Origin of the sequence: Fulvimonas soli (genome assembly GCF_003148905.1) — a bacterium.
GTDB lineage: Bacteria > Pseudomonadota > Gammaproteobacteria > Xanthomonadales > Rhodanobacteraceae > Fulvimonas > Fulvimonas soli.
The window spans coordinates 1-17063 of sequence record NZ_QGHC01000003.1; the positions used below are offsets into that span (position 1 = coordinate 1).

Annotated in this window: 15 protein-coding genes; 7 read left to right on the forward strand and 8 right to left on the reverse strand. The window is 72.2% G+C overall.

Translation table 11 applies throughout. The features are described 5' to 3' along the window. The first annotated feature begins 818 nt into the window (after positions 1-818). Together mutS and katG are read left to right on the forward strand one after the other, a co-directional pair. Positions 819-3371 (forward strand): DNA mismatch repair protein MutS, encoded by a 2553-nt coding sequence (mutS, locus tag C7456_RS03945; protein WP_245889760.1) that lies wholly within the window; start codon positions 819-821, stop codon positions 3369-3371. Positions 3372-3834: 463 nt separating this feature from the next. Continuing rightward, positions 3835-6093 (forward strand): catalase/peroxidase HPI, encoded by a 2259-nt coding sequence (katG, locus tag C7456_RS03950; protein ID WP_109722477.1) that lies wholly within the window; start codon positions 3835-3837, stop codon positions 6091-6093. A gap of 164 nt (positions 6094-6257) precedes the next feature. Here katG and C7456_RS03955 read toward each other — a convergent pair whose 3' ends face one another. Both C7456_RS03955 and C7456_RS03960 read right to left on the reverse strand, forming a co-directional pair. Beyond that, positions 6258-6854 carry a response regulator gene (locus tag C7456_RS03955; protein ID WP_109722478.1) on the reverse strand — a complete coding sequence of 199 codons (597 nt, stop codon included), beginning with the start codon at positions 6852-6854 and terminating at the stop codon, positions 6258-6260. 104 nt (positions 6855-6958) lie between these two features. Continuing rightward, complete coding sequence (locus C7456_RS03960; RefSeq protein ID WP_109722479.1) at positions 6959-7351, reverse strand: RNA-binding S4 domain-containing protein; 393 nt, start codon at positions 7349-7351, stop codon at positions 6959-6961. Positions 7352-7382: 31 nt separating this feature from the next. On the opposite strand from C7456_RS03960, the gene C7456_RS03965 reads away from it, so the two are divergent. Continuing rightward, positions 7383-7643, forward strand: a complete 261-nt coding sequence (locus C7456_RS03965) for a hypothetical protein (RefSeq protein WP_139942904.1) — start codon at positions 7383-7385, stop codon at positions 7641-7643. 2 nt (positions 7644-7645) lie between these two features. Here the strand turns inward: C7456_RS03965 and C7456_RS03970 are convergent, their stop codons facing one another. Both C7456_RS03970 and C7456_RS03975 read right to left on the reverse strand, forming a co-directional pair. After that, positions 7646-8545: an AEC family transporter gene (locus C7456_RS03970; RefSeq protein ID WP_211306235.1), complete on the reverse strand. Its 900-nt coding sequence runs from the start codon at positions 8543-8545 to the stop codon at positions 7646-7648. Positions 8546-8661: 116 nt separating this feature from the next. After that, complete coding sequence (locus C7456_RS03975; protein WP_109722481.1) at positions 8662-9135, reverse strand: metallophosphoesterase family protein; 474 nt, start codon at positions 9133-9135, stop codon at positions 8662-8664. Positions 9136-9372: 237 nt separating this feature from the next. Here C7456_RS03975 and C7456_RS03980 point away from each other — a divergent pair, with 237 nt between their 5' ends. Next, a complete protein-coding gene (locus C7456_RS03980) occupies positions 9373-9939 on the forward strand; it encodes a hypothetical protein (RefSeq protein ID WP_109722482.1) in 567 nt (188 codons plus the stop codon). Positions 9940-10030: 91 nt separating this feature from the next. Here the strand turns inward: C7456_RS03980 and htpG are convergent, their stop codons facing one another. Further along, complete coding sequence (gene htpG, locus C7456_RS03985; RefSeq protein ID WP_109722483.1) at positions 10031-11899, reverse strand: molecular chaperone HtpG; 1869 nt, start codon at positions 11897-11899, stop codon at positions 10031-10033. 246 nt (positions 11900-12145) lie between these two features. Then, on the reverse strand, positions 12146-13039 hold the full coding sequence (gene htpX / locus C7456_RS03990; RefSeq protein WP_109722484.1) for a protease HtpX: 894 nt from the start codon (positions 13037-13039) through the stop codon (positions 12146-12148). A gap of 138 nt (positions 13040-13177) precedes the next feature. Here htpX and gluQRS point away from each other — a divergent pair, with 138 nt between their 5' ends. After that, positions 13178-14041 (forward strand): tRNA glutamyl-Q(34) synthetase GluQRS, encoded by an 864-nt coding sequence (gluQRS, locus tag C7456_RS03995; RefSeq protein ID WP_109722485.1) that lies wholly within the window; start codon positions 13178-13180, stop codon positions 14039-14041. 113 nt (positions 14042-14154) lie between these two features. After that, positions 14155-14895, forward strand: a complete 741-nt coding sequence (phbB, locus tag C7456_RS04000) for an acetoacetyl-CoA reductase (RefSeq protein WP_109722486.1) — start codon at positions 14155-14157, stop codon at positions 14893-14895. Between the two features lie 153 nt (positions 14896-15048). Here the strand turns inward: phbB and C7456_RS04005 are convergent, their stop codons facing one another. After that, positions 15049-15864: a tRNA threonylcarbamoyladenosine dehydratase gene (locus tag C7456_RS04005; protein ID WP_425454616.1), complete on the reverse strand. Its 816-nt coding sequence runs from the start codon at positions 15862-15864 to the stop codon at positions 15049-15051. A 109-nt stretch (positions 15865-15973) separates the two neighbouring features. On the opposite strand from C7456_RS04005, the gene C7456_RS04010 reads away from it, so the two are divergent. After that, positions 15974-16363: a cytochrome c gene (locus C7456_RS04010; protein ID WP_109722488.1), complete on the forward strand. Its 390-nt coding sequence runs from the start codon at positions 15974-15976 to the stop codon at positions 16361-16363. Between the two features lie 223 nt (positions 16364-16586). Here the strand turns inward: C7456_RS04010 and C7456_RS04015 are convergent, their stop codons facing one another. Continuing rightward, positions 16587-16889 carry an Mpo1-like protein gene (locus C7456_RS04015; RefSeq protein ID WP_109722489.1) on the reverse strand — a complete coding sequence of 101 codons (303 nt, stop codon included), beginning with the start codon at positions 16887-16889 and terminating at the stop codon, positions 16587-16589. Between the last annotated feature and the right edge of the window lie 174 nt (positions 16890-17063).

Here is a 17063-nt window from a genome sequence, read left to right on the forward strand (position 1 = left end):
ACCCGACTGCCCACCACCAAGGACCGTGACATCAACAGCCTGCTGCCACTGGCATAGCTGAGGTCCGGGGGTAGGTGGCTTCGGCGCACGCTTACGCTCGATCTCTTCCTCATCGCAGTTGCCGTGCTCGGCGATTGACGAGGAACTTCATATACGCGTATGGCTCCATCGAATCAGTGGTCAGCACCAGCGGCATGACCAGCCCTCACCGGAATTGATGTTCAGCCCGTCCGGAATCCGCGGGCGCGGCGCCACCGCTCCGCCAACACGTGGCCGGTCGGGCTGCAGCGCGCGCCGGCCGGTCGCTGCGGATGGCCTCGGACTGCGACCATTGGGTGGTGTACGACGAGCCCGCCCACGCCACCTGCGTGGAGCCGCGGAGCGGGTCGCCGGACGCATCCAACCTCGATCCGGCGCGATGCCTTGCGCCCGGCGGGACGGTCGGGGCGGGGCTCCTGCTGGAATGCCCGGAGCCGACGGTAAGCGCGACTGGCTGGCGGCAAGCGATGCCAGGGTCATGGCTGCGCGGGAGGCGGGCACCCCGCCGCTGCCCGCCTTGCCCTGAACAGCCGCGGTGACACCGCCCGCATGCCGCCGTCGGAGACGGCCGACGCGCGGCGACGGCCGCGGCGGACAGGACACGCCGCGGCGGACAAGTCAATCTCGCCAACGGCGCCGGCAGCATGTAACGTCTGCGCTCACCCCCGGCGGGCGGCCCGCGTCGGCGCCGCTGCTCCCGCCGCCGCAAAGCGCAGCGTCCCCGCCGCGCGGATGGGGACTTCACGGGTCGGTTTCCGATGGACAGCCTAGACACCTCCATGCACACCCCGCTGATGAAGCAGTACCTCGCCGCCAAGGCGCAGCACCCCGACGTGCTGCTGTTCTTCCGCATGGGCGATTTCTACGAGCTGTTCTACGACGACGCGCGCAAGGCGGCGCGGCTGCTCGACATCACGCTGACCCAGCGCGGCCAGTCGGCCGGCGCGCCGATCCCGATGGCCGGCGTGCCCTACCACGCGGTGGAGAACTACCTGGCCAAGCTGGTGCGGCTGGGCGAGTCGGTGGCGATCTGCGAGCAGATCGGCGATCCCAGCGGCAAGGGACCGATGGAGCGCAAGGTGGTGCGCGTCGTCACCCCCGGCACCATCACCGACGAGGCGCTGCTGGAGGAGCGCCGCGACAACCTGCTGCTGGCCATCGCCGCCGGCCCGCGCGGCGGCTACGGGCTGGCCTGGGTGGATCTTTCCAGCGGCCGCTTCCTGCTGAGCGAGGTGGCCGACGCCGAGGCGCTGGCCGCCGAGCTGGCGCGCCTGCAGCCGGCCGAGACGCTGGTGGACGAGAGCGTGGCCTGGCCGAAGCTGGTCGCCGGCCTGCCCGGCCTGCGCCGCCGCCCGCCGTGGCACTTCGACGGCGACGCGGCGCGGCGCGAGCTCAACCGCTTCTTCGGCACCAAGGGCCTGGACGGCTTCGGCGTGGACGGCCTGCCGCTGGCCATCGCCGCCGCCGGCTGCCTGCTCGGCTACGTGGAGGAGACGCAGAAGAGCGCGCTGCCGCACCTCACCGGCATGGCGGTGGAATCGGCCGGCGAGACCATCGCGCTCGACGCCGCCACGCGCCGCAACCTGGAACTGGACACGCACCCCAGCGGCCGCACCGAGCACACCCTGCTCGGCGTGCTGGACGAGACGGTGACGCCGATGGGCGCGCGCCTGCTGCGCCGCTGGCTCAACCGTCCGCTGCGCTCGCGCGAGCTGCTGCGCGCGCGCCACCAGGCGATCGGCGCGCTGCTCGACGGCCGCCGCCACGAGGCGCTGCGCGAGCAGCTGCGCGGCATCGGCGACCTGGAGCGCATCCTCGCCCGCGTGGCGCTGCGCTCGGCGCGCCCGCGCGACCTGTCGACCCTGCGCGACGGCCTGCTGGCGGCCCCGGAGTTGCGGACGCGCATCGGGGACCTGGACAGCCCGCTGCTGCACGCCCTGGTCGCGCGCATCGGCGACCACGCCGACACCGCCGCCCTGCTCGCCCGCGCGGTGGTGCCGCAGCCGCCCGCGCTGCAGCGCGACGGCGGCGTGATCGCCGAGGGCTACGACGCCGAGCTGGACGAGCTGCGCCGCCTGGCCGACCACGCCGACCAGTTCCTGGTCGAGCTGGAGGAGCGCGAGAAGGCCGCCAGCGGCATCCCCACGCTGAAGGTCGGCTACAACCGCATCCACGGCTACTACATCGAGATCAGCCGCGCGCAGGCCGACAAGGCGCCCACCCACTACACGCGCCGGCAGACCACCAAGAACGCCGAGCGCTACATCACCGAGGAGCTGAAGGCCTTCGAGGACAAGGTGCTGTCGGCGAAGGAGCGCTCGCTGATGCGCGAGCGCCTGCTGTACGAGGGCCTGCTCGACGCGCTCACCGGGCGGCTGGAGCCGCTCAAGGCCGCCGCCTCCGCCATCGCCGAGCTCGACGTGCTCGCCACCCTGGCCGAGCGCGCCGACGCGCTGGACTGGCGCGCGCCGGAGCTCACCGACGAGCCCGGCATCCACGTCGAGCGCGGCCGCCACCCGGTGGTGGAGAAGGTGCGCGAGGAGCCGTTCGAGCCGAACGACCTGGTGCTCGACGACCACCGCCGCATGCTGGTGATCACCGGCCCCAACATGGGCGGCAAGAGCACCTACATGCGGCAGAACGCGCTGATCGTGCTGCTCGCCCACGTCGGCAGCTACGTGCCGGCGGCGCGCGCGGTGATCGGCCCGGTCGACCGCATCTTCACCCGCATCGGCGCGGGCGACGACCTCTCGCGCGGCCAGTCCACCTTCATGGTGGAGATGAGCGAGACCGCCAACATCCTGCACAACGCCACCGCGCAGAGCCTGGTGCTGATGGACGAGGTGGGCCGCGGCACCAGCACCTACGACGGCCTCGCGCTGGCGCGCGCGGCGGCGGTGCACCTGGCCACCGCGAGCCGCGCCTTCACCCTGTTCGCCACGCACTACTTCGAGCTCACCGAGCTGGCCGGCGAATACCCCGGCATCGCCAACGTGCACCTGGACGCGGTGGAGTACGGCGAGCAGCTGGTGTTCATGCACGCGGTGAAGGAAGGCCCGGCCAACCGCAGCTTCGGCCTGCAGGTGGCGGCGCTGGCCGGCCTGCCCAAGAGCGTGCTGGCCGAGGCGCGGCGCACGCTGGCCGAACTGGAGCGCGGCATGCACGGCCACGCGCCGTCCGCGGGTCCCGCCGCGGCGGGGGCCTCGCCGCAACTGGGCCTGTTCGCGGCGCAACCCTCGGCCGTGGAGCGCGAGCTGCAGGCGACCGACCCGGACGCGCTCACCCCGCGCGAGGCGCTCGACGCCCTCTACCGCCTCAAGCGGATGCTCTGAAGCCGGACCGCCGGTCGAAGACTGCCCGGCGACGCTCCTGGCAGCCGGGCGTGGCGGTGGCGCGCGGCGATGCGTCCTTGACCCGGCCTCCGATCTGTTCCTTCGCCGTACTCCGCAACGACGCGGCGCCCGGCCGGCGCGCGAGACACCATAGCCGGCCCCTATCGCCGGCATCGCAACAATCGAATTCACCCAATGGCCCGACCTGTATAGATTGGGCCGCAAGCCAGCCGACGCCAGCCACCGATACCGCCATGGCACGCCGCAGCCACCGTGCCATGGCCTCCCGTCCTGGATGTGCGGCGGGCGATCCGTCGCCGGACGCCCCGGACGGCTCCATTGCCACCCCGCCTCATCGCAGCACCGCCTGGCCCGCACGCACGGCCCGGTCCCGGCGCCCGCCCCGCCCGCGGCCCGGGCGCCCCGCCCCGCCAAGGCCGCCGCTTCCCGAGGGAGAGACCCCATGTCCACCGAACCGAAATGCCCGTTCCACCACGCCGCCGGCGGCGGCACGACCAACCGCGACTGGTGGTCCCACCAGCTGCGGCTGGACCTGCTGAGCCAGCACTCGTCCAAGTCCAACCCGATGGGCGAGGACTTCGACTACGCCGCGGCGTTCAAGCGCCTCGACCTGGCCGCCGTGAAGAAGGACCTCGCCGCGCTGATGACCGATTCGCAGGACTGGTGGCCGGCCGACTTCGGCCACTACGGCCCGCTGTTCATCCGCATGGCCTGGCACAGCGCAGGCACCTACCGCATCGGCGACGGCCGCGGCGGCGGCGGCCGCGGCCAGCAGCGCTTCGCCCCGCTCAACAGCTGGCCGGACAACGTCAGCCTGGACAAGGCGCGCCGCCTGCTGTGGCCGATCAAGCAGAAGTACGGCCGCAGCATCTCCTGGGCGGACCTGATGATCCTCGCCGGCAACGTCGCGCTGGAGACGATGGGCTTCAAGACCTTCGGCTTCGGCGGCGGACGCGCGGACACCTGGGAGCCGGACCTGGACGTCTACTGGGGCAACGAGAGGACCTGGCTGGGCGGCGACGTCCGCTACGGCAAGGGCAGGCCCGGCGGCGACGAGGGCGTGGTCGTGGCCGACGCGGAGCTGCACGGCAGCGAGGAGGACCGCACCGACCACGGGCGCCGCCTGGAGAACCCGCTCGCCGCGGTGCAGATGGGCCTGATCTACGTGAACCCGGAAGGTCCCGAGGGCAACCCGGACCCGGTCGCCGCGGCCCACGACATCCGCGAGACCTTCGCCCGCATGGCGATGAACGACGAGGAGACCGTCGCGCTGATCGCCGGCGGCCACACCTTCGGCAAGACCCACGGTGCCGGCCCGGCCGACCACGTAGGGCGCGAGCCGGAGGCGGCCGGGCTCGAGGAGCAGGGCCTGGGCTGGAAGAGCAGCTTCGGCACCGGCAAGGGCGGCGACGCGATCACCAGCGGCCTGGAAGTCACCTGGACCACCACGCCGGCGCGCTGGGGCCACGATTTCTTCAGGCACCTGTTCGGCTTCGAGTGGGAGCTGGAGAAGAGCCCCGCCGGCGCGCACCAGTGGGTCGCCAGGGACAGCGAGGCGATCATCCCGGACGCGCACGACCCGTCGAGGAAGCGGCGGCCGACCATGCTGACCACCGACCTCTCGCTGCGCTTCGACCCGGCCTACGCGAAGATCTCGCGGCACTTCCTGGAGCACCCCGAGGCGTTCGCCGGCGCCTTCGCCCGCGCCTGGTTCAAGCTCACCCACCGCGACATGGGGCCGCGCGCGCGCTACCTCGGCCCGGAAGTCCCGGCCGAGGAACTGATCTGGCAGGACCCGCTGCCTGCCGTCGACCATCCGCTGGTCGACGCGCGGGACGTCGACGCGCTCAAGGCGAAGGTGCTGGCCTCGGGACTGGGCGTGCCGGAACTGGTGTCGACCGCGTGGGCCTCCGCCTCCACCTTCCGCGGCTCGGACAAGCGCGGCGGCGCGAACGGCGCCCGCATCCGCCTGGCGCCGCAGAAGGACTGGGCGGTCAACCAGCCGGAGCGGCTGGCGAAGGTGCTGCGCGCCCTCGGAGGCGTCCGGCGCGACTTCAACGGCGCGCAGGCCGGCGGCAAGAAGATCTCGCTCGCCGACCTGATCGTGCTGGCCGGCTGCGCGGGCGTCGAGAAGGCGGCGAAGGACGCCGGCGTCGACGTGACGGTACCCTTCAGCCCGGGCCGCACGGACGCCTCGCAGGAGCAGACCGACGTGGCCTCGTTCGCCCCGCTGGAGCCGGTCGCCGACGGCTTCCGCAACTACCTCAGGGGCCGCTACGGCATCCCCGCCGAGGCGCTGCTGGTCGACAAGGCGCAGCTGCTGACGCTGACCGCGCCGGAGATGACCGTGCTGGTCGGCGGCCTGCGCGCGCTGGACGCCAATGCCGGGCACAGCGGGCACGGCGTCTTCACCCGGCGTCCCGGCGTGCTGACCAACGACTTCTTCGTGAACCTGCTCGACATGGGCACGGAGTGGAAGCCGACCTCGCAGGCCAGGGAGGTGTTCGAGGGCCGCGACCGCAGGACCGGCGAGCTCAGGTGGACCGGCACCCGCGTCGACCTGGTGTTCGGCTCGAATGCCCAGCTCCGGGCCCTGGCCGAGGTCTACGCGAGCGCGGACGCGCAGGAGAAGTTCGTCCACGACTTCGTGGCGGCCTGGCACAAGGTGATGAACCTCGACCGCTTCGACCTGGCGGCGTGACGCCACCCCGGGTCGGGCCGCCGGAGCGGCCCGACTCTTCCGGCCCCGGAATCCAAGCGGCAAGGCGCGCCGCGGAAAGCGCCGGAGAAGTGCCGACGTCGGCCGATGCCGCCGTCACGCCTGCGATAGGCGAGGCGTGAACGGCGCCGCCGGTCCCCGGCCGGTCAGGCGGCCAGCCCCGCCATGCCGTCGCGCGCCGGCTCCGCCGCCTCGGCCGCGGCCGGACGCGCCGACAGCGCCACCACGCCCGCCTCGGCCGCGGGCGCCGCGCCGGTGCCGCCCGCTTCCGCCGCCTCGCGCCCCGGCAGGCGGCCGGCGCGCACCAGGCGGTCGATGCTGCGTGCCACCTCGGCCTGGCCGAACGGCTTGCGGATGAAGTCGTCGGCGCCGAAGCGCTGCACGTAGTACTGCTCGGTCGCCTGCGGGTTGCCGCTGATCATCACGATCGGCACCTCGCGCGCGAGCGGGTCGTGGCGCAACGCGCGCAGCACGGCGAAGCCGTTGATGCCGGGCAGCACGATGTCCAGGAAGATCAGCGCGGGCGGCTGCGCGCGCGCCAGCGCCAGCGCGCTTTCGCCGTCGGCGGCCTGCGCCACCGCGTAGCCCTCCGCCTCCAGCATGCGGCCGAGCACCGCGCGGATGGTCGGCGAATCGTCCACCACCAGCACGCGCGCGCCGCGCGCGGCCTTGCGCCACTGCTGCGGCGGCGCTTCCTCGGGCGCGCCACCGAGCCATCGTTTCAGGAATCCCATGCCGTTCATCGTCCCTCCCCGCGTCGTGTCGGCGGCCGGCCGCGCTCCCCGCGCGGCTGCGATCCGCGGAAAGATGCTCGCGCAGATCGCCCAGGCAATCTGCGATGGGCGACTCACATGGAATCCTTCAGCCGTCGCAATTCCCGGCGCGCCTGCTTGTCCGGCCGCGTCGGCGGCGCCACCGCGCCCAGCAGCCGGCGCTGCGCCCGCGCCGCCTCGCGCGCGGCCGCGCTGGCCGCGCTCTCGCGGTACAGCGCCTGCGCCACGCTGGCCGGTCCGCGCTGCTCGGTCAGCGCCAGCACCTCCACCTCGAAGCGCTCCTCGCCGCGCACGATGCGCAGCGTATCGCCCACATGCAGCATCTTGGCCGGCTTGCAGCCGTGACCGTTGAGCTCGACCTTGCCGCCGTCGATCGCCTGCTTGGCCAGGCCGCGCGTCTTGAAGAAGCGCGCGGCCCACAGCCACACGTCGGCGCGGACTTCGTTCGGGGGGCTGGCCGATGGCATGATGGCGGCGGAGTCTCCAGGGAGAGGCGGCATGGATAGTGTGACGCATGCGTGGTACTACGGCCCGGCGCTGTTCGTGCTCGGCTTCGCGCTGGCGCGGGCGATCTACCGTCGCCCTTACGCACCGCCCGCCCCGCCTCCCGACACGAGCGACGAAGCCATCGACGCGGCGCTGCGCGCGCGCCGGTCCGTCGAGGCGATCCGGCTGTACCGCCTGCGCACCGGCTGCGACCTGCGCACGGCGAAGCAGGCGGTGCAGGCGCGCGCGGCGCGGCTGGGCCCGCGGCCGTAGGCTCAGCCCAGCAGCCAGTCGCCCAGCGGCACCGTCAGCAGCGACAGCACGATGCCGGCGCCGAGCACGGTGTTCGCCAGCGGCGGCTCCAGGCCGTACTCGTCGGCCAGGATCGCCGCCGAGATCATCGGCGCCATCGCCGCCTGCAGCACGCCCACCGCCAGCACCGTCCCGCCCACGCCCGCGGCGCGGCCGAGCAGCCAGCAGGCCAGCGGCGCCAGCGCCAGCTTCCAGCCCAGCCCCAGCGCCGCCGCGGCGAGCTGCCGCTCGCCCAGGCGCAGCTTGAACTGCAGCCCCACCGAGAACAGCGCCAGCGGCGTCAGCGTGGCGCCGATCGGCGCGAACACGCCGTCCAGCCACGCCGGCCAGCCGCCCAGCGCGCCGGCGGCGATGCCGGCGACCAGCGCCAGGAAGGCCGGGAAGGCGAGGATGCGCCGCACGATCAGCCGCGGTTGCGGCGCGCGCCCGGCGTACAGCGAGGCCACCACGATGCCCGCCGAGGCCAGCAGCGGGAAGCAGCCGAGCTGGTCGGCCACCACCGCCAGCGCCAGCCCCTCCTTGCCGCGCAGCGCCTCGACCAGCGGATAGCCCATGAACGAGGTGTTGCCCAGCCCGCACACCAGGACCAGCGCGCCGATGCGCTGCCGCGACCAGCCCAGCCGCGGCCCCAGCAGGCCGAACAGCAGCCAGGCGCCGAAGAAGGTCAGCCACATCGTCGCCACCGGGAACCACAGCTGCGGGTCGAGCTTCACCCGCGGAATCAGCGCCAGCACCAGCGCCGGCAGCGCGACGTTGATCACCCACCAGTTGAGGCCGTGCACGATGCCCGCCGGCGGCGAGGCGTAGCGCCGGGAGAGCGCGCCCAGCGCGAGGCAGGCGAACAGCAGCAGCAAGGCGGTCATCGGGACATCGGCATGCGGGACATGGCGACATTAGACGCGATGCCGCCACGGGCCGGAAGCCGGCGACACCGACCTCGCCGTGCGGCAACGGAGCGCGCCGCAGCGCATCTGCCGGCTCAGCCGGCCAGCTCCACGATCCGCGGCGCGACCGCGTCCCCGCTCACCCGCAGCTCGCCCACTGCGATGGGCAGGCGGAAACGCCGCGGTCCGGCGCTGCCGGGATTCACGTACCAGACCCCGCCGCGCCGTTCGGCCAGCGGCTTGTGCGAGTGGCCGCACACCACCACCTGCACGCCCGCCGCGACCGGATCGATGTCCAGCCGCTTGAGGTCGTGGAGCACGTAGGCCAGCACGCCGCCGAGCGGCACGAACGCGGTCTCGGGCAACGCTTCGTACGCCGGCCCGAGGTCGTTGTTGCCCCGCACGGCGGTCACCGGCGCCAGCTCGCCGAGCGCCTGCAGGATCGTCGCGTCGCCGATGTCGCCGGCATGGAGGATCCGGTCGCAGCCGCGCAGGAAGTCCAGCGCCTGCGGCCGCAGCAGGCCGTGGGTGTCGGAGATCAGGCCGATGCGCAAGGTTCGATCGCTCATGCGGACAGGCGCGCCACGCGGATGGCGCAGGCGCGCATCGGCGCACAGGCTACAACGGCCGGAGGCTGCCATGCGGCGTGCGTCCCGATTGCGCGGGCGCGCGGCCGATGCCCTGGCGCCATGGCGTCCCCGCGGGCATGGCCATCATGGCCTCGCTTCATTTGACAAGCCTGCCCGCCGGGGGGACAGTGGATTCGTGGAGGGGCGTCGCTTCGTTCATTTGCGCATGGAGGTCCCATGAAACGCCTTCGGATCGCCGCCCTGGCCGGCGCCTTGCTGATGGCCAGCCATGCCGCGCTGGCGGCCTCGAGTTCCCTCAGCCCGTTCCCGCCCAAGCTGCTGCCGGTGCTGGTGAACGTGAACGCGCAGGGCAAGGTCACCAAGGCCTCGCCGGCGATGGAACTCCCGCCCAACCTCAACCGGCTGCTGCAGCAGAACCTGGACGAGCTGATCACCGGCCCCGCCCATGCCCGTGACCGCGCGGTCAGCAGCCAGTTCATCGTCAACCTCTACCTGAAGACCGCGCCGCGCGCCGACGGCAGCTTCGATGCCAGCTTCGCCTATGCGTCCACCCAGCCGGTGCCTCCGGGGTCGTGGCACTGGGCCAACATCGACGACCGCCGCCTGGCCCTGGTCAGCGACAGCGCACGCCCGTACCGCATGATCAACCGGGTACCCCGCGACGGCGTCCGCGGCCTCCCGCCCCTGCGCCATCAAGGCCCGTCGCAGCCGACGATGCCGGCGCCCGCCGCCACCCGCGTGGCATCCAGTACGACGCCGAACGCCGGCGGCCACGGGCGCTGAACCGGCCAGCCGTATCGCGCGCAAAAAGCCCGCCGCGACCGGCGGGCTTTTTTTCATGCCGGCCACACGCCGGTGAAACGGGCGACGGCGGTCAGCCGAGCAGCACCCGGTTCATCCGCTGCACGAAGGCCGCCGGGTCGGGCAGCCGGGCGCCGGCGGCGATCTCCGCCTGCTCCAGCAGCAGCAGGGCCAGGTCCTTCGCCTTGCCCTCGTCGGCCTCCGTCTCCACCCGCCTGACCAGGGCGTGCTGCGGGTTGACCTCCAGCGTGGGCTTGCTCTCCGGCATCTCGTGGCCGGCCTCGCGCAGCAGGCGCGCCAGGTGCGGGGCCATCTCGTAGTCGGACAAGGCCAGGCACGAGGGCGAGTCGGTGAGGCGGGCGGACACCTTCACCTCGGACACGCGCTCGCCGAGCAGCTCCTTGAGCTTCTTCAGCAGCGGCTCGGCGGCCTTGGCGGCCTCCTCCTGCTTCTTCCTGTCGGCCTCGTCCAGCGGCAGCTCGCCCTTGGCGACGTTGCGCAGCTTCTTGCCGGCGTACTCGGTGAGGCTGCCCAGCATCCACTCGTCGATGCGGTCGGACATCAGCAGCACCTCGATGCCCTTGGCCTTGAAGGCTTCGAGCTGCGGGCTGCCGGCGGCGGCGGCGTGGCTGTCGGCGGTGATGTACCAGATGGTGTCCTGGCCCACCGCCATGCGGCCGATGTAGTCGTCCAGCGAGACGACCTGCCTGGCGCCCTCGCCCCTGGTGGAGGCGAAGCGCAGCAGCTTGGCGATGCGCTCGCGGTTGGCGTGGTCCTCGACGACGCCTTCCTTGAGCGTGTTGCCGAACGCCTTCCAGAAGGTGGCGAACTTCTCCGGCTCGTCCTTGGCCAGCTTCTCGATCAGGTCGAGCACGCGCTTGACGCAGGCGGCCTTGATCCGTTCCAGCTGGCGGTTGTGCTGCAGGATCTCGCGGCTGACGTTGAGCGGCAGGTCGTCGGCGTCCACCACGCCGCGCACGAAGCGCAGGTAGCTGGGCAGCAGCTCCTCGGCCGCGTCCATGATGAAGACGCGCTTGATGTAGAGCTTGAGGCCCTTGCGCTCGTCACGAGCGCCCATCATCAGGTCGAACGGCGGCTGCGAGGGGATGTACAGCAGCGTGGTGTAGCTCTGGTTGCCCTCCACGCGGTTGTGCGTCCAGGCCAGCGCGTCGTTGAAGTCGTGGCCCAGCGACTTGTAGAAGCTCTGGTAGTCCTCGTCGCCGATCTCGCTCTTGGGCTTGGTCCACAGCGCGGAGGCGTCGTTGACGGTCTCCCACTCGTCGGTGGGCTTGCCGTCCTTCTCCCTGGGCATGCGGATCGGGAAGGCGACGTGGTCGGAGTACTTGCGGATCAGCGAGCGCAGCTGCCAGCCCTTGAGGAAATCGTCCTCGTCGGCCTTCAGGTGCAGCACCACCGCGGTGCCGCGCTCGGGCAGCTCGACGGTTTCCAGCGCGTACTCGCCCTTGCCGTCGCTCTCCCACTTCACGCCCTCGCCCGCGGCGGTGCCGGCGCGGCGGGTCAGCACGGTGACCCGGTCGGCCACCACGAAGGCCGAGTAGAAGCCCACGCCGAACTGGCCGATCAGCCGCGCGTCGGCCTTCTGCTCGGCGCTCATCGCCTCCAGGAAGCGGCGCGTGCCGGAGCTGGCGATGGTGCCCAGGTTGGCCACCACCTCCTCGCGGCTCATGCCGATGCCGTTGTCGCGCACGGTGACGGTGCGCGCCTTCTCGTCGTAGCTCACGTCGATGTGCAGCTCGCCCTCGCCGGCCAGCAGCTCCGGCCTGGCGATGGACTCGAAGCGCAGCTTGTCGCAGGCGTCGGAAGCGTTGGAGATCAGCTCGCGCAGGAAGATCTCCTTGTGCGAGTACAGCGAATGCGTGACCAGGTGCAGCACCTGGGCGACTTCGGCTTCGAACTTGCGGGTTTCGGCGGGTGCGTTCATGCGTGGAACTCGTCGTTGGATCGGATCGATGTCTACGGTACGCGGCGGATGGCCAGCCGCGAAACCTTGAAACCTTGCATCCCTCTCCCCGGGAGAGGGTGCCGGCAGAGCCTGCCCCGGACCTGATCCGGGCGGGTGAGGGTTCGGTCGCAGCGGAGAGCCGGTGGCTTGCGCAGGCATGCAACGCACGCCCTGCCCGAACCCTCACCCCCAGCCCCTCTCCCGCCGGGAGAGGGGCGCAATCGCTCAGCCCTGCGCGCTGCGCAGCGCCGCGATGCGCTCTTCGAGCGGCGGATGGCTCATGAACAGGCGCTGCAGGCCGCCGCCCATGCGGTCGGAGATGCCGAACGCGGCCAGCGACTTGGGCAGCGTGCTCTCGCCGTGCCCGGCCTGCAGGCGCTGCAGCGCGGAGATCATCGCGCCGCGGCCGGCCAGCCTGGCGCCGGCGGCGTCGGCGCGGAACTCGCGCCAGCGCGAGAAGGCCATCACGATCATCGAGGCGAACAGGCCGAACACCAGCTGCAGCACCATCACCGACACCCAGTAGCCGAGGCCGGTGCCGCCCTCGCGGTCGCGGCCGCCGGACAGCCAGCTGTCCACCAGCCGGCCGACGATGCGCGCGGCCAGGATCACCAGCGTGTTGAGCACGCCCTGGATCAGCGTCAGGGTGACCATGTCGCCGTTGGCGACGTGGCCGATCTCGTGGCCGAGCACGGCGGAAACCTGCTCGCGGTCCATCTGCTGCAGCAGGCCGCTGCTCACCGCCACCAGCGAGCTGTTCCTGCTCATGCCGGTGGCGAAGGCGTTCATGTCCGGCGCGTCGTAGATCGCCACCTCGGGCATGCCGATGCCGACGGCCTGCGCGTGGCGGCGCACGGTGTCCAGCAGCCAGCGCTCGGTCTCGGTCTGCGGCTGCTCGATCACCCGCGCGCCGGTGGACCACTTGGCCATCGGCTTGGACATCGCCAGCGAGATGAAGGCGCCGCCCATGCCGATCACGGCGGCATAGACGAGCAGGCCGGGCATGCCGCCGTAGCCGCGCGCGGCGGCCCACTGGTCGATGCCGAAGACGCGGCAGACGATGCCGAGCAGCAGCAGCACGGCGAGGTTGGTGAGCAGGAACAGGACGATGCGACGCATGGCTGTCTCTCTGGGCAGTCATGAAGGGAAACGGTGAAAGATTCGGGGCGGCCGCCGGCGCTTTCAAGGGCCGGCGGCCACTGTCGGTTTGGACAGCGCCGGCGCCGGAGAGTGCCGCGCGGACGGCATAATGCGCCGATGACCTATCGCGGCCGCTTCGCCCCCTCGCCCACCGGCCTGCTGCACTTCGGCTCGCTGGTGGCCGCGGTGGGCAGCTGGCTGTGCGCGCGGCACGCCGGCGGGCGCTGGCTGCTGCGCGTGGAGGACATCGACCCGCCGCGCGAGGTGCCCGGCTCGGCCGCGGCCATCCTCGCCGCGCTGCCCGCGTTCGGGCTGGAGGCCGACGAGCCGCCGCTGTTCCAGTCGGGCCGCCGCGACGCCTACGAGGCCGCGTTCGAGCGGCTGCGCGCGCGGGACCTGGTGTTCCCGTGCTGGTGCAGCCGCGCCGACCTCGCCGCCGCCGGCGGGCTGCACCGCGACGCCCGCTGCGTGGCGCCGCCCGACCCGGCGCGCCCGCCGGCATGGCGGCTGCGCGTGCCGGACGCGGAGATCGCCTTCGACGACGCGCTGCAGGGCCCGCAGCGGCAGAACCTGCGCGAGGCGGCGGGCGACTTCGTGATCCGCCGCGTCGAGGGCTACCACGCCTACCAGCTCGCCTGCGTGGTGGACGACGCCCACCAGGGCATCACCGAGGTCGTGCGCGGCTGCGACCTGCTCGACTCCACGCCGCGGCAGATCTGGCTGCAGCGCCGCCTGGACCTGCCCACGCCGCGCTACCTGCACCTGCCGCTGGCGCTGGACGCGCAGGGCCGCAAGCTGTCCAAGTCCGAGCGGGCGCTGCCGGTCGACCCGGCCGATCCGCTGCCGGCGCTGCGCCGCGCGCTGGCCTTCCTCGGCCTGCCGCCCGGCGCGGCGGGCACGCCGCAGGTGCTGCTGCGGGAGGCGCTGGCACGCTTCCGGCCGGGCGTTTTGCCGCACTGCAAGGCGCGCCCGGCCGCATAAAGGACTATAAGTGCGCGGTTCGCCATCGCCGCGGCACGAGCCTGTCACGGCGCCACGCCAAGCTTGTCCACGATGGACCCCCTATCACGCATTTCCCAGGAGCACAGCAACCAATGAGTCAGCGCACGGCACTGGTCACCGGCGGCACCGGCGGCATCGGCACCGCCATCGTCCGCTACCTCTCGCGCCAGGGCCACCGGGTGGCCACCAACTACCGCGATGCGGCCAGGGCGGAAGAGTGGCGCAAGCGCATGGCCGCCGAGGGCATCGAGGTGTGCCTGGTCCCCGGCGACGTCGCCGACCCCGCCTCGGCCGAGGCGATGGTGCGCGCGGTCGAGGCCAAGTGCGGCCCGGTCGAGATCCTGGTCAACAACGCCGGCATCACCCGCGACACCACCTTCCACAAGATGACCTACCAGCAGTGGACGGACGTGGTGAACACCAACTTGAACGCCTGCTTCAACGTCACCCGCCCGGTGATCGAGGGCATGCGCGCGCGCAAGTGGGGACGCATCGTGCAGATCAGCTCGATCAACGGCCAGAAGGGCCAGTACGGCCAAGCCAACTACGCCGCCGCCAAGGCCGGCATGCACGGCTTCACCATCTCGCTGGCGCAGGAGAACGCGCGGTTCGGCATCACCGTGAACACCGTCTCGCCCGGCTACGTGGCCACCGACATGGTGATGGCGGTGCCGGAGGAGGTGCGCGAGAAGATCGTGGCGCAGATCCCGGTGGGCCGGCTCGGCAAGCCGGAGGAAATCGCCCACGCGGTGGCCTTCTTCACCACCGACGAGGCGAGCTGGATCACCGGCGCCAACCTGGCCATCAACGGCGGCCACTACATGGGCTGGTGAGCCTATGTCCGCCCCGGCCGGGACGCCCGCCGAGGCCTTGGCCTACGTCGAGACGCACCGCCCGAAGTGGCGATCCGGAAGCGCTGCGCGCGCCCGGCCCGTGGGCGCGGGCGCAGCTGGACGCGGCGGCATCCCGCCCGAAGCGGCGCTGACTCATTTCTCCAGCAGTTTTTCCAGCACCTTGCCCACCGCCGCGAAGGCGAACGCGCCGGTGACGTGGGTGGCCGAACCCAGCCCCCCGCCGCAGGCGAGATTGAATGCATCGCCGCCCGGTGGCCGCGTGCCGCAGACGCTGCCGTCCGGCTGCGGGTACTGCACGTTCTGCAGCGAATATACCGCCGGCACGCCGAAGTAGCGCTGCGGATTGCGCGGGAAGCCGAAGTCCTGGCGCAGCTTCTTGCGGATCAGGCTGAACATCGCATCGTGCTCGGTGCGCGAGAGATCGCGCACGCGGATCTGGGTGGGATCGGTGCGCCCGCCCGCCGAGCCCACCGTCACCAGCGGCAGCTTGCGGCGGCGGCACCAGGCAATGGTTTCCAGCTTCACGCGGAAGGCATCGCAAGCGTCCAGCACCACGTCGTAGCCGCGGCCGAGCAATTCGTCCAGCGTGGCGGGGGAGAGGAAGCGCTCGACCGCCTCCAGCCGCATCGCCGGGTTGATCGCGCGCGCGCGCGCCGCGATCACGCCGACCTTGGGCTTGCCGTACTCGCCCTCCAGCGCGTGCAGCTGGCGGTTGGTGTTGGACACGCACACCTCGTCGGCGTCGATCAGGGTGAGCCGCCCCACGCCGCTGCGCGCCAGCGCCTCGGCCGCCCACGAGCCGACGCCGCCGATGCCGATCACGCAGACGTGCGACTGCGCCAGCCGCGCCAGCGAACCCGCGCCGTACAGGCGCTCGATGCCGGCGAAGCGCTCGGCGGCCACCTCCGCACCGTTCATGGACGGGCCTGCGGCGGCGGAACGCGGCATGCGAGGTTGGTGGCGAGCTGCGCGAGAAAATTCATCCCGCCATTCTAAGGCCTGCGCCTGCGCCGGCTTGCTATGCTTGCCCGGTCCGCCATACGCAGCGAGGTTCCCCATGCGCGCCGCCCTCCTGATCGTCCTCGGCCTGGCCATCGGCATCGTCGGCACCGTGTTCACGATGAATGCCCTGCACGAGCGCGATCCGCTGCCGCACGCGGTGATGCACCTGATGGCCTTCCACGCGGGCCAGCTCAAGCAGGAGCTGAAGGCGCAGCGCTGCGACGCGGGCACCAGCCAGCATCACCTGGTACAGCTGCAGGCGGTATCGAGCGACATCGCAGCCGCCTTTGCCGGCGCCGACGAGGACTTCATCAAGGCAGCGGACAAGCTGCACGCGGCGGTCAACGGCGCCGTGCAGTCCGCGCCCGCCGACTGTCCGGCGCTGGCCGCCGCGAGCAAGCCGATCAACGAAGCCTGCCAGTCCTGCCACGAGCAGTACCGCTGAGCCTGTTCCGGACTGCTGCCCCACCGGTGGGAAAGCGGCCGGGGACCGAGGCTTCGGCCCGCCAGCACGGCTGCGCTCCGGCCGAATCCTCGTCCGCCGCGGATCGGGTCCGGGCCAGGCCCTGCCGGCACCTTCTCCCGCGCGGGGAAGGATGATGGGCTGCCATCGTGGCCTGCTTGCGCCGGCCTCGTTGCCTCCATCACGACCGGCCGGCACGCAGGACTCAGAGCTTCTGTTCGCCGGTGAGCACCTGCCAGTAGAGCACCCAGTCGCCCATCAGGCTGTACAGCGGATGGCGGAAGGTGGCCGGACGGTTCCTCTCGAACAGGAAGTGGCCGACCCATGCGAAACCGTATCCGGCCACCGGCGCCAGCAGCAGCCAGCGCCAGTCGCGCGCGAGCAGCGCCAGCAGCACGGCCAGCAGCACCAGCGTGCTGCCCGCGAAATGCAGCCGGCGGCAGACGGGGTTGCGGTGCTCGCCCAGGTAATACGGATAGAACTCGCGGAAGCTGGCGAAACGCGACATGCGAACCTCCGGGTGACCCACGGTCAGCCTGCCTGCGTGGTCGCGACGATGCAAGCGGGAGCCGCTGCCGCGCGACACCGGCGCCCGCATTGGACGCGGCTCGTCGGCCATGCCGCTCCCGCACCGGTACTGCGATCGACGGCTTCCCCAGCGCGCTCCTGCGGCACAACGGTC

Coding starts and splice junctions, on each gene's coding strand:
- mutS (WP_245889760.1), top strand. CDS start 819: ATGCACACCCCGCTGATGAAGCAGTACCTCGCCGCCAAGGCGCAGCAC.
- katG (WP_109722477.1), top strand. CDS start 3,835: ATGTCCACCGAACCGAAATGCCCGTTCCACCACGCCGCCGGCGGCGGC.
- C7456_RS03955 (WP_109722478.1), bottom strand. CDS start 6,854: ATGAACGGCATGGGATTCCTGAAACGATGGCTCGGTGGCGCGCCCGAG.
- C7456_RS03960 (WP_109722479.1), bottom strand. CDS start 7,351: ATGCCATCGGCCAGCCCCCCGAACGAAGTCCGCGCCGACGTGTGGCTG.
- C7456_RS03965 (WP_139942904.1), top strand. CDS start 7,383: ATGGATAGTGTGACGCATGCGTGGTACTACGGCCCGGCGCTGTTCGTG.
- C7456_RS03970 (WP_211306235.1), bottom strand. CDS start 8,545: ATGACCGCCTTGCTGCTGCTGTTCGCCTGCCTCGCGCTGGGCGCGCTC.
- C7456_RS03975 (WP_109722481.1), bottom strand. CDS start 9,135: ATGAGCGATCGAACCTTGCGCATCGGCCTGATCTCCGACACCCACGGC.
- C7456_RS03980 (WP_109722482.1), top strand. CDS start 9,373: ATGAAACGCCTTCGGATCGCCGCCCTGGCCGGCGCCTTGCTGATGGCC.
- htpG (WP_109722483.1), bottom strand. CDS start 11,899: ATGAACGCACCCGCCGAAACCCGCAAGTTCGAAGCCGAAGTCGCCCAG.
- htpX (WP_109722484.1), bottom strand. CDS start 13,039: ATGCGTCGCATCGTCCTGTTCCTGCTCACCAACCTCGCCGTGCTGCTG.
- gluQRS (WP_109722485.1), top strand. CDS start 13,178: ATGACCTATCGCGGCCGCTTCGCCCCCTCGCCCACCGGCCTGCTGCAC.
- phbB (WP_109722486.1), top strand. CDS start 14,155: ATGAGTCAGCGCACGGCACTGGTCACCGGCGGCACCGGCGGCATCGGC.
- C7456_RS04005 (WP_425454616.1), bottom strand. CDS start 15,864: ATGCCGCGTTCCGCCGCCGCAGGCCCGTCCATGAACGGTGCGGAGGTG.
- C7456_RS04010 (WP_109722488.1), top strand. CDS start 15,974: ATGCGCGCCGCCCTCCTGATCGTCCTCGGCCTGGCCATCGGCATCGTC.
- C7456_RS04015 (WP_109722489.1), bottom strand. CDS start 16,889: ATGTCGCGTTTCGCCAGCTTCCGCGAGTTCTATCCGTATTACCTGGGC.